General features: G+C 43.8%; 9 protein-coding genes. 2 read left to right on the top strand and 7 right to left on the bottom strand.

Annotation, left to right across the window (positions count from 1 at the left end; all coding sequences use genetic code 11):
- Nucleotide 1: 1 nt before the first annotated feature.
- The 6 genes from HY064_10020 to HY064_10045 all read right to left on the bottom strand — a co-directional run bounded on the left by HY064_10020 (nucleotide 2) and on the right by HY064_10045 (nucleotide 8,024).
- Nucleotides 2–970, bottom strand: coding sequence for an N-acetyl-gamma-glutamyl-phosphate reductase (locus tag HY064_10020; protein ID MBI3510988.1), 969 nt, complete (start codon nucleotides 968–970; stop codon nucleotides 2–4).
- Complete coding sequence (locus HY064_10025) at nucleotides 967–2,184, bottom strand: argininosuccinate synthase (protein ID MBI3510989.1); 1,218 nt, start codon at nucleotides 2,182–2,184, stop codon at nucleotides 967–969. The genes HY064_10020 and HY064_10025 overlap by 4 nt, the downstream gene beginning before the upstream one ends.
- A gap of 94 nt (nucleotides 2,185–2,278) precedes the next feature.
- The gene (locus HY064_10030; protein MBI3510990.1) at nucleotides 2,279–2,938 is read right to left on the bottom strand and encodes a GNAT family N-acetyltransferase; all 660 of its coding nucleotides are present in this window, start codon (nucleotides 2,936–2,938) and stop codon (nucleotides 2,279–2,281) included.
- A 442-nt stretch (nucleotides 2,939–3,380) separates the two neighbouring features.
- On the bottom strand, nucleotides 3,381–5,732 hold the full coding sequence (locus tag HY064_10035; GenBank protein ID MBI3510991.1) for a patatin-like phospholipase family protein: 2,352 nt from the start codon (nucleotides 5,730–5,732) through the stop codon (nucleotides 3,381–3,383).
- A 36-nt stretch (nucleotides 5,733–5,768) separates the two neighbouring features.
- Nucleotides 5,769–6,560, bottom strand: a complete 792-nt coding sequence (locus tag HY064_10040) for an ABC transporter substrate-binding protein (protein ID MBI3510992.1) — start codon at nucleotides 6,558–6,560, stop codon at nucleotides 5,769–5,771.
- Nucleotides 6,561–6,815: 255 nt separating this feature from the next.
- On the bottom strand, nucleotides 6,816–8,024 hold the full coding sequence (locus HY064_10045) for a DUF1343 domain-containing protein (GenBank protein ID MBI3510993.1): 1,209 nt from the start codon (nucleotides 8,022–8,024) through the stop codon (nucleotides 6,816–6,818).
- Nucleotides 8,025–8,197: 173 nt separating this feature from the next.
- On the opposite strand from HY064_10045, the gene HY064_10050 reads away from it, so the two are divergent.
- Nucleotides 8,198–9,424: an ABC transporter permease gene (locus HY064_10050; GenBank protein ID MBI3510994.1), complete on the top strand. Its 1,227-nt coding sequence runs from the start codon at nucleotides 8,198–8,200 to the stop codon at nucleotides 9,422–9,424.
- A gap of 154 nt (nucleotides 9,425–9,578) precedes the next feature.
- Nucleotides 9,579–10,958, top strand: a complete 1,380-nt coding sequence (locus tag HY064_10055; GenBank protein ID MBI3510995.1) for a pyridoxal-phosphate dependent enzyme — start codon at nucleotides 9,579–9,581, stop codon at nucleotides 10,956–10,958.
- Between the two features lie 58 nt (nucleotides 10,959–11,016).
- Here HY064_10055 and HY064_10060 read toward each other — a convergent pair whose 3' ends face one another.
- Complete coding sequence (locus HY064_10060; GenBank protein ID MBI3510996.1) at nucleotides 11,017–12,165, bottom strand: YcaQ family DNA glycosylase; 1,149 nt, start codon at nucleotides 12,163–12,165, stop codon at nucleotides 11,017–11,019.
- Nucleotides 12,166–12,454: the final 289 nt, after the last annotated feature.

The raw sequence follows: 12,454 nt of genomic DNA on the forward strand, positions 1-12,454 counted from the left end.
ATCAGTAGGCTGTTGATTTTAATTTTAAACCGGAAGTTTCATCGAATCCGAAAATAAGATTCATATTCTGCACCGCTTGTCCCGATGCGCCCTTGAGTAAATTATCGATGACCGAAGTGATGATGAGCCGGCCATTGGAATTCTCAATATGAAGAAAACAATTGTTGGTATTCACAACCTGTTTTACATCAATTGTACACGGAGAAATATGAGTGAAAGGATGATCGTTGTAGAATTTTTCAAAAATATCTTTCGCTTCTTCTTTTTTCACAGATGTGGAAAAATGGGCGATCGTGTGTATGCCGCGCGCGAATGCTCCGCGCTGAGGAATAAAATGAACAGCATGCGGAAAATTTTTATCGAGCGAGAAAAAAGTTTTTTCTATTTCGGTGAGATGCTGATGTTCGAGCACTTTGTAAGCCGAATGATTCCCATGGCGCCAGGTGAAGTGAGAAGTTGCAGAAAGATTCTGTCCTGCGCCGGTAGATCCTGTTGTTGCAGAAACATTCACATCGCTGTCAATGATTTTCGCTTGCACTGCCGGAAGCAAGGCGAGCTGAATGGCCGTGGCGAAACAGCCGGGATTGGCAATGTGTTTTGCCTTGCCGATATTTTTTTTCTGCAATTCCGGAAGCCCATAAATAAAATCTGCGCCGCCCGAACGAAAATCCTGGCTCAGATCGATCACATGAGTGTGATCCGCAATTTTATTTTCATTCATCCATTTTTTCGATTCGCCATGCCCCATGCAAAGAAACAGAACATCGCAATCCGGATCCGTTTCGTTTGAAAATGAAAGATCGGTTTCGCCAAGAAGATCGGTATGTACGGAATAAATTTTATTTCCTGCATTGCTCCGGCTCTGCGCGAATTTCAATTCTGCGTAAGGATGGTGCAGTAACAAACGGATCAATTCACCACCGGCGTATCCGGCGCTCCCGATAATTCCTGCTTTTATTTTTTTGCTCATGCGAATTCCCCCGATGCAATTTTATGAAGCCGGTACCATGATTTCACCTGGTTCGCGGCAATCTTCGAAAATCCTTTCACATCTTCACCAGTCCAGCCGTCATTCATTTCACCATAAGATCCTTTTTGTGCGGCCATGAGATCGAAAGGAGAACGAACGCCATCGAGTGTGAAATGTTCTTTCTTGAGTGTGACAAAAACTTTTCCACTCACCGATTGCTGTGTACTCGTGAGGAAATTTTCGATGTCGCGCAGGAGCGGTTCGTAGTACTGTCCTTCATGAAGAAAATTTCCGTAGAGCGCAGCGAGTTGATCTTTCTGAAAGAGCTGCCATTTACTCAGCACATGTTTCTCCAGCAGGTGATGTGCTTTAATAATGATAAGCGGCGCGGCGGCTTCGAATCCCACGCGGCCTTTTATCCCGATGATCGTATCGCCCACGTGAATGTCGCGCCCAATTCCGAAAGGAGCAGCGAGTGAATTCAAATGCAATATCGCGTCAACCGGAGAATCAAAATATTTTCCATCGACACCGATGAGTTCTCCTTTATTAAAATGCAATTCGGTTTTCTGCGGTTCTGTTTTTGTGATCTTGGTTGGAAAAGCATCAGCAGGGAGAGGCAACTCGGACGTGAGTGTTTCTTTTCCGCCGACAGAAGTTCCCCAGATCCCTTTGTTTACGGAATATTCTGCTTTTTCAAAGTTCATTTTCACATTATGTTTTTTCAGAAAATCAATTTCCTGCTGACGTGAAAGTTTCAGATCGCGGATCGGCGTAACGATCTCCGCATCTTCGAGAAGAATATCGAGCAGCATATCGAAACGCACCTGATCATTTCCCGCGCCTGTACTCCCGTGCGAGATTGCGTGTATGCCCGTGTGCTGCGCATGTTCCGCGAGCAACATCGCTTGTGTTACACGCTCAGCGCTCACTGACAATGGATAAGTTCCGTTCTTGAGCACATTTCCGAAAACAAGAAACTTAATGCAGGAATCATAGAATCGTTGCGCACCATCGATGACAGTAAATGTATTTACGCCGAGTGCATAAGCATGTTTTTCGATCGCTGTCAATTCTTCATTGGTAAATCCGCCGGTATTGATCGTCACTGCATGTACCTCATATTTTTTTTCTTCCCGCAACCAGATCGCGCAGAAACTCGTGTCGAGTCCGCCGCTGAAGGCTAATAGTACTTTGTTTTTGATAGTAGTCATGTGATGGATATTAGTTGTTGGTGTTTACTATAACGGAGTGATGAGTTAAGAGCGACGAGTTATGAGTTGCGAATCGGTACAAATTGCTAATCGCTCATAACTTATCACTTATCACTATCCTGCTTCGCAGGAGGACATTTTTCTTGAAGCGCAGCCATCTTTCATAGAGCTTTGATTTTTTCCGGAACGATTCTTTTGTATTTATTTTTTTATCAGCCGGATCATACAGCATTGCAGTGCACAAACAATTCTTCCGCTCTTTGTTTTTAAGAATTTCAAAATTCACACAGCTTTCGCAACCTTTCCAGAATTGTTCATCGCCGGTGAGTTCAGAATACGTCACCGGTTCGTAACCTAATTCAGAATTTATTTTCATTACGGCAAGGCCGGTAGTGAGCCCGAAAATTTTCGAGTCGGGATATTTTTCCTGCGAGAGTTCAAATATTTTTTTCTTGATCTGCCGCGCAAGTCCGCTCTTGCGGAACGCAGGGGCAACAATGAGCCCCGAATTTGCAACGTAGGTTCCGTGGCTCCACGTTTCGATGTAACAGAATCCGGCCCACTCATTTTTTTCCGTGAGCGCGATCACTGCTTTCCCTTCGAGAATTTTTTTCACAATGTATTCGGGCGAACGGCGCGCAATGCCGGTGCCCCGCGCTTTTGCCGAGTCGGCCATTTCTTCGCAGATCTTTTCTGCGTGTGTAATGTGTAATGCACTTGCAACGAGTACATGCACCTGCGTGTTATTTTCCATTGGAATTACACGATTGTGTTCCGCATTTTTTTAGCAGAACGGGTTGAACAATGATCAGCTGAGTGACCGTGAACAGAATGATAAGTGGGAACGGCACGTAGCCGTAAATAGAAATGACCTTGCAGGATCAGATCCTTGAGCGGTAGAACCTCCTCGGGCAGGAAGGAATTACATTCGTCAGTGAAACATAGCGCAGACGGTTCACAGAAACCATCTTCGTGATCATAGAGATCGCCATGCAGAGAAGGTGTTTCATTTCACCTGTTGTGTTTGGTTGCCTGCCCGCAGAAGCGGGTCGAAGGCGGGTTTGACGAGTACCTGCGTTATTCCGCGCAGATTTTTTTACCGGCGCAAATGTTGCGATTATTTTTTTAATATTCCAAAAATATTTATCAGGGTAGTACGAAATACGAAATCCCGAATTAATTCGGGATTTCGTACTCTAGTCCATGGCTTTCCTGTTGAAAATAATGTATCCGAAGTTGAACATGAAACTCCACGGGTATGCTTTCGTGCTGTAATAATTCACGTTAAAACTCACGGGGCCCAGAGGAGAATTCCAGACCAGGGCAGAAGAACCGATGTAATGAATGGAAGATATGGCGAGTGGCGCAGTGAAGTATGCCGTGTGCGCGGTTGTGTTTTCACGGATCTCCTGGTAAGGGGCGAATACATAACCTTCGATACGCAGGTCAATATTTTTTTGAATGACGAAAATACTTTTCAATCCTGCGCCCGCATATTGATACGCCCTGAATTCGGGAATGAAATACGTTTGACTTTCAGGCGTAGGATTGAATGCCGGTGCATAAAGAGCAGTGGAAGTGTAATTGTGAAATAACGGCTGCGATGAATAAACTGCTTCGCCGTAAAATCCGAGCCGCCATCTTCCACGCTCTTTGAAATAGGTATCGTAAGTAAGACGGAACTGCAACCAATCGTGAATGTGCCGGTAAGGATCCTGTCCTGTTGCAGTGGTTCCTGGTTTGAAAAATTCTTCCGCGTAAACGTATCTTGCTTTGAAAGAAAAATAAGTTCCTGAAGTTGCAAACTGTTTTCGGTTCAATGTATTTCTTTCATAAAGTAAATGTGAAGAGGAACCGGTGAGATCAGTCCGGTCTGTTGTGTCCGTAGAGGTGAATTGCGCGGTTTGGTAATAAAGATCGCGCACGAAGATTGCCCCGCTGCTTAAAACAATTCTTCCTTTGTTGCGCACGGGAAATCCCATTCCCATTTCTTCATAACGATCGATCTGGATAAGATAAGGCGGACGCGTATCGACAAAATAAACAGGAGTGCTCCGGTAATAATCAAATCGGTCCCAGGTGAAGATCGGTTCGAAGTAAAAAGGCAAACGTGTTGGAAAATCGATGCGCGCACGCACCTGCGCCGACTGGTACAATTTTCCGAAGTATGCATTTCCATTGAGTGCGATGGAAGGATTATTCAGAATGTTGTATTGCAGTCCAACGAATCCCATACTGATCTGCCGGTTGGAAAAATCGCCGCCAAGCTGTGTAAAAATATTTTTTTCTTTTTTGATGGTGAGATCGAGATCATAATAGCCGGTGAGTTTATTGTAATGCGCCACAGGGAAAATGGATTGTATCTTATCGTCTGATGCGAGGCGGAAGTAAGCGGGTTTGAGTGTGGCAATGTCCACGTAACTTTTTTTATGCAGCAATAATTTCGTCACATAATTCACCTGTCGCTTTTTCATTCCCGGGCCTTCGATGTTGATCTGGTCAAAAATAATGTGCGGTTCTTTTGCTTTGAATGCAGCACGCCGTGCCGCCAGATCTTTCGGATCGCTTCGTTTTTCTACATTGAATTTTATTTCATCGATCTTGCGCATCGTCGCTGCATAACCGCTGTCAATGACACGTTGCGGATCATCGAAATTGAAAAGCCCTATCCAGTCGGCGCTTGGTTGTATCACCACGCCATTCTCGCATTTCGGATTGAAATCGGTTTTACTCGTGAGCATGGCGCGTATCTGCGAAAGAAGATTATCCTCATCCGGATCGGGAAATTCAGAAGCCACATTGCTGCCGATAATGAAATCGGGGAAAAAATCCTGGTACATCACATCGGCTGGAAAATTATTGTAGAGTCCGCCGTCGAATAAAAGTTTTCCATTCACGCGGATCGGTTTTAAATAAAACGGGTACGACATGGAAGCGCGCACTGCAACACCGAGATCCCCGTCTTTGAAAACCACCGAACTTTTCGAAACCACATCGGAAGCCACGCAACGGAACGGAATGAAAAGAGAATCGAAATTATAATTCGCAGCGGCCGATGCCCCGGCAGTATTTTCCATCAACGCAAAATCCATTTGCACCGGAGAAATTAAATTCGTCGGCAAGTTGGTGACGAGCGACGTATCAAGCGAAAGTTTGAACGTGACCCAGGAAGCATTATCATCTTTTTTCTTGAAATAATAAACCTGGTCGGGCTGGAAAACTCCTGTTGCCCAACTTTTGAAATCATCAGACTTCACGAGCGTTTCTATTTCTGTTGGTGTGTATCCCATGGTGTACAAACAACCGACGAGCGCGCCCATGGAAGTTCCGCAGATGTAATCGATTGGAATATTATTTTCCTCGAGCGCTTTGAGCACGCCTATGTGCGCGAGGCCGGAAGCGCCGCCACCACTGAGCACCACACCCACTTTTTCTACGGGCACATCAACAGGCCCTACTTGCACAGGCGCGCGGTCAATGACGATCTGCGAAGAAAGCCGCAGACAGAAAAAAAAGAGGATGGAAAAAAGAAGAAAAATTCGCGTCATTTCACTTTGTTGTAGCGAGGAGTAAAGTTACGAAATTCACACCGCGCTCATTACCTCCATAAAATACTGCGGCGAATGCATGAGCCGCGATCCGTACCAGGAAAAAAGTTCTCCGTCCACGAGTAGAATTTTCGCTTGCGGTAAAACAGCATTCAATTCTGCAATATGTTTTTCTTTGAACGGATAAGGTTCGGAAGAAAGAAAGATCACTTCAGGATTTTTTTCGGAAAGATCGTCAAGCGTTATTTCAGGATAACGGTTTTTTTCATTGGCAAAAACATTTTCAAATCCGCAGAGCGAAAGAAGATGATCAATGAACGTATCTTTTCCTGCGGCCATCCAGGGTTTTTTCCAGATGAAATATGCGATCTTTTTCTTTTTCAGTTCCGGTTTGTTTGCTTTGAAATTTTCGAAACGGAAAGCGATCTCCGAAAATATTTTTCTCGCCTCAATGGTTTTTCCCGTCACTTCTCCCATCGCACGTATCATTGCATACGCATCCGCAAGTGTGCGCACATCACTCACCCACACGGGATATTTTTTCATCAGCAATTCTACCTGTTCTTTTTCATTCTCTTCTTTATTCGCAATGATGAGATCGGGTTGCAGCGCGTCAATTTTTTTCAAATCGATTTGTTTCGTTCCGCCCACACGCGTTTTATTCCTGAACCAGTTTTCCGGGTGAATACAGAATTTTGTGATGCCCACCACTTCATCTTCCAAACCGAGATCGAAAAGCAATTCTGTTTGTGATGGAACCAATGAAATTATCCGTGAAGGAATTTTCTCCAGTGAAATAATTCGCCCGGTCTGATCCGTGTACTTCATTCAACGATTCAATTATTTAATAATTCAATGATTCAACGATTCAAAAAAGCCCGGCAGTTAAATTTCAATTGAAAAGAGTAACCACCATTCGGATATTCGCGCATCAGTAAAATCCGTAATCCGTAATCCGTAATCTGTACATCTGCTCAATCTGTAATCTGAGTCTCCGTATTATTTGTAATCTTCCCTGATCCTCACATCTGCTCAATCTGTAATCTGAGTCTCCGTATTATTTGTAATCTTCCCTGATCCTCCCTACTCAAAGTCTTCGTACAACAGATATTTTTTCCTTGTCACTTTGAATTTTGCAAGAGCAGGTTTCCAGCCCGAGCGGATCTGCTCTTCTGTTTTTCCCTCTATAATTTGCTGACGGAGATCTTTTGTTCCTGCAAGACGTTCAAAAAAATCATTGAAGAAATCTGTTTTATCTGCCATGTCTTTGTAACAACCCAACAACCAGAAAAGATAAATTCCTTTGTAATCGCGCACGTACAACGTCGCAAATTCATGCAAGTCGTGGCCGTAACATACTTTTCCATTGTAGAGCGGATCTTTTGCGCCCGGTTTCGGGGAAGGAGTGAAAGTGAAATTTGCATTTTTCAGATCGGGATGGCCCACCACCTGGAAAGGAAGATCGGTGCCGCGGCCAATGCTCATGACCGTTCCTTCGAAAAGACAAAGCGACGGATACAAATAAACAGCAGCCATGTTCGGTAAATTCGGAGAAGGTGCGATCGGTAATTGGTACCAGTCCGTGTGATCATAATTTATGCACTCCACATATTTAAGATCGCACTGCACACCATTCGTCAGCCACTTTTCTCCATTGACCATTTTCGCATATTCAGCGATGGTCATTCCATAAACAATAGGCACAGGAAATTGTCCGACAAAAGATTTGTATTGCGGATCGAGCACCGGCCCATCCACATAATATCCGTTCGGATCCGGGCGATCGAGAACGACAAAAGTTTTTTTCTGTTCAGCACACGCTTCCATCACGTACGACATGGTGGTGATATAAGTATAAAAACGGCAACCCACATCCTGTATATCGTAAACCACAATGTCGATTCCTTTGAGATCGGTGGCAGTAGGTTTCAGGTGATCGCCATAGAGAGAGATTACGGGCAAACCGGTTTTTTTGTCTTTAAAATTTGTAACGTTCTCACCATTATCGGCATCGCCGCGCAAGCCGTGTTCAGGACAGAATATTTTTTTCACTTTTATTTTCAGCGCAAGGAGTGTGTCCACGAGATGCGTGGAATTGATCATCGAAGTCTGGTTGGCAACAATGGCAACATTTTTTCCTTTCAGCCACGGCAGGTAAACATCGGTCCGTTCGGCGCCGGTAGTAATGTCGGCATCCGTTTTTTCAATGTTCTGTTTCGAATGAATGACGATCTGCGCAGGAAGTACCAGGGAAAAAATAACAAGTAAAAAAATAAATGCAGTAGTTCTCATTGGTGTTTGCGGTGTGAAAGTAGGAAAAAGTTGGGAGTCCGGAGTCGGGGGTTCAGCGTTAAGATGCATGGGTAAGAATTGCAAATATCAGTCCAATCCCAGGAGCATTATTTCCCATTTGCTGATTCCATACTCCCAACTCTTATCTCCGAACTCCCTGCTATCTTTACACGATGTATTTCGAACGGCTCATTGCAGCGCGCATGCTGGCGCAAACGGATACGAGCGGACGCATGTCGCGCCCCATTGTGCGTGTAGCGGTCGCGGGTATAGCTGTGGGAATGGCGGTGATGATACTCACGCTTGCGGTGATGAACGGATTTCAGAATGCAATTGAGCGCAAGGTGATCGGTTTCGGTTCGCACATTCAGATCACAGGATTCAATAACAATACTTCTTTCGAAACGGATTCCATCAATAGAAATCAGCCGACGGTGGAAGCGCTGAAAAAATTTCCGGAGATCCGCCACGTTCAGGTTTTTGCAACGAAGGCGGGCATCATCAAAGCAGGCGACCAGTTGATGGGAGTGGTATTGAAAGGTGTGGACCGCGATTTCGACTGGGATTTTTTCAAACAGAATCTGAAAGAAGGAAAAATTCTTACGCTGCCCGACACGATCTCCGATGGAATAATTGTTTCGCGATACATTGCCGACAAGTTGAATTTAAAATTAGGCAAGAAGATCAAAATGTTTTTTCTGAAGGGGAATACAACGAGGCCGAGATCTTTTCATGTTACCGGAATTTATGAAACCGGATTGACGGACGGATACGACGATCGTTTCATTATTTGCGACATCCGGCAGGTGCAGCGGCTTAACGATTGGGATTTCAATACCGTGGCAGGGTTCGAAGTTTTAGTGAATAACTATAATGATCTTGAAAAAGCGACAGAAAATGTGAATGATGCAATCGATATCAATTTAAATGCGCAGAGCATACGCGAACTCACGCCTGAAATATTTTCCTGGCTCGATGTGCTCAACATCAATGCGCTCATCATTATCGTGCTCATGCTTTTTGTAAGTGCGATAAACATGATCTCGGCGCTCATTATTTTAATTCTCGACCGCACGAATATGATTGGAACATTGAAAGCGCTCGGTGCGACGAATAATAATATCAGGAAGATTTTTCTCTCGCATGCATTTCGCCTCATTGGGCTTGGTATGATCTTAGGGAATGCGATCGGATTGATTTTATGCTGGATCCAATATAAATTTCAATTGGTTTCGCTCGACCAGGAAAGTTATTATGTAAAAACAGTTCCGATAGAGATCAACTGGTGGCATTTTATTTTACTGAACATTGTGACTATAGTTATTTGCCAGCTCGCGTTGTTTCTTCCTTCGCTTATTGTAACAAGAATTTCCCCGGTACGGGCAATCAGGTTCAGTTGAGAAAGGAGCAATGAGAATTAAATGAGCCGAACCAAATTTCCTAACCCCGATGGAAGCGCTTTGCCGCGCAATAGCGACAGCGGGAACACAGGTATTTTGAAACACCGCCGCCGCCGTTCCAAAAAACTTATCTTTGCTTTCCAAATTTTTCCCAATGAATCCATCCAAACACGTTTACGAAAATATTCTCGGCGCAATAGGAAATACTCCGCTTGTGCGCATTAACAACATTACAAAAGATATTACCAAAGCAAAAGTGTACGTGAAGCTGGAAACTTTTAACCCGGGAAATTCCATCAAGGACAGAATGGCGCTTAAGATGATTGAAGATGCGGAGAAGGATGGACGATTGAAACCGGGCGGAACGATCATTGAGGGCACGAGTGGAAATACAGGAATGGGATTGGCGATCGCTGCGATCATAAAAGGATACAAATGTATTTTTACTACAACAGATAAACAGTCGAAAGAAAAAGTAGATGCGTTAAAAGCATTCGGCGCCGATGTTATTGTTTGCCCGACGAATGTTGACCCGGAAGATCCACGTTCTTATTATTCTGTTTCATCGCGGTTGGAAAAAGAAGTTCCGAATTCGTGGAAGCCGAACCAGTATGATAATCTTTCGAATTCGCAGGCGCATTACGAGCAGACGGGCCCGGAAATCTGGGAGCAGACGGAAGGAAAGATCACGCATCTTGTTGTTGGTGTTGGAACGGGCGGAACGATCTGCGGCACCGGAAAATTCCTGAAAGAAAAAAATCCGAACATAAAAGTGTGGGGAATTGACACCTATGGATCTGTTTTTAAAAAATACAAGGAGACAGGAATTTTCGACAAGAATGAAATTTATCCGTACATCACGGAAGGCATCGGTGAAGATTTTCTTCCGGCGAATGTTGATTTCAGGGTGATCGATCTTTTTGAAAAAGTAACGGATAAAGATGCGGCGGTGATGACGCGGAGAATTACAAAAGAGGAAGGAATTTTCGCCGGTAATTCTGCAGGATCTGCAATGGCCGGCATTTGTCAGCTTGCTTCGAAATTAAAAGAGACGGATCTTGTTGTTGTAATTTTTCACGATCACGGAACACGTTATCTCGGAAAAATGTTCAACGATGACTGGATGCGGGAAAAAGGATTCTTCGAGCGAAAAGGGCAGACGGCGAAAGATGTGGTTTCTGCAATGAAAACTGCGGAGCTGCACGCGATCGAAGCATCGGAGCCGATCGGGAAAGCGGTGAAGATCATGAGTGAAAAAGATTATTCGCAGATGCCGGTGATGAAAGACGGAAGGATCGTCGGTTCCATCAATGAGCAGTTGCTTTTCGAATGCATTGTAAAAAATCCCGATCACAAAAATTCTCCGGTGGAAACTATCATGCAACCCGCATTTCCGTTCGTGGATATTTCTACGCCCGTAGAACTTTTGTCGACGATGATCACTCCTGAAAATCCGGCGGTGCTGGTGCGTGAATTTAAAACGGATAAAAATTTCATTATTACGCGGCACGATATCATCAAGGCGCTATGCTGATTTAATTATAGCCCGCCGATTAATCGGTGGGCTATAATTAATCGGTGGGCTATCATGATTACCACCCAACAATTTTTCTGCAACCATTAAAAAGAGAGAATTCCTCCAGCGCAACTTCAAATTTCTCCATAAATTCTTTCTTTTCTTTTTTGTTCATCTTTTTCTCAAGGTGAAATTCCTTCACATAAAATATTTTCTTTTCGCGATCCACTTTCGGGTCGAAGCGCGCTACGAATTCATTGCCATACAGAACCGGTAAACAGAAATAGCCGAATTTTCTTTTGTGTTCGGGCAAATAACATTCGATGGCAAAATCATAATTGAAAATTTTCTTCAGCCGGTCGCGGCGGATGACGAGATTATCGAAGGGAGAAAGAATTGCCAATTGCCGATTTTCAATTTTCAATTTTGAATTTTGAATGAAATCACGTTTGGCAAAATATTTCCCCGTTGAACCAGGGATATTTATTTCTTCAATCGTTCCTTCCTTCAGCAATTTTTTCAATTCTTTTTCTACACTGGTTCTCATTGCTGCCTGGAGGTGTGTGATGTCTTTGAGCGATGCGAATCCGTGTGCGCGCAGGCAGGACGTGATGAGGTAATTGGCAAATTCTTCTTTCGAAGGAAGTGTGGTGTCGATGCAAGAGGGGAGAATCCGTTCGGTGAGGTCATAAACTTTCTGAAATCCTTTTCTTTCTTTCACCATCAGTGTTCCATCCTGGAATAATTGTTCGAGCGCGATCTTCGCCGGCTTCCAGTCGAACCAGCTTCCTCTTGTTTTATCTGTTTCAAAATCTCTTGCCTGCAAAGCTCCTTCCGCTTTTATTTTGTCTGTTACGAAGCGATGCATTTTATTATTTTTTGCGAACCAGTGTTTCTTTCCTTTCCGGAAATCATTTTTGCGGAGCAAACTGAAACGGAAATCTTCCATGGGTAAAAAAGCAGCGGCATGGCTCCAGTATTCGAAGATCTTTTTTTCTTTCATCAATTCGTGCAGGAATTCTTCGCGATGATCTTTCACACGCGACCACAATACGTGATGATGCGCACGCGCAACAACGGAAAGTGTGTCGAGCTGCACATAACCAAGGTGGCGAATGGTATTGAGTGTTCCTGTTTTTCCTTTTCCGGATTCATGATCACCAAGTCCCTGCGCATCCAGTGCGGAATTTCTCAACGCATTTACATCAGCTTTCAAAACAAACATGATTAAAATTAAAATAAAATTGCTTGTGAATGATTGGCTGGATTTCCTGTTTTCATTTTTCAATGAAAACAATAGAGTTTATTCCGAATAAGATACTAAATGCGAAACAGGAAACTTTTTGACATTCAAATGAATCAGACTGAGCACCGGGAATGCCTTGCAAATGCTCCGTTTTTAATAATGGAGCACTTGCAATCATTGTTATACAACTCTTAATCGATATAAACTCTAATGTTTTCCTATTTCGTCATTTACAAACCTTATGGAATGCTTTCCCAGTTTACGCCGG

This window comes from Bacteroidota bacterium, assembly GCA_016194975.1.
Taxonomy (GTDB): domain Bacteria; phylum Bacteroidota; class Bacteroidia; order Palsa-965; family Palsa-965.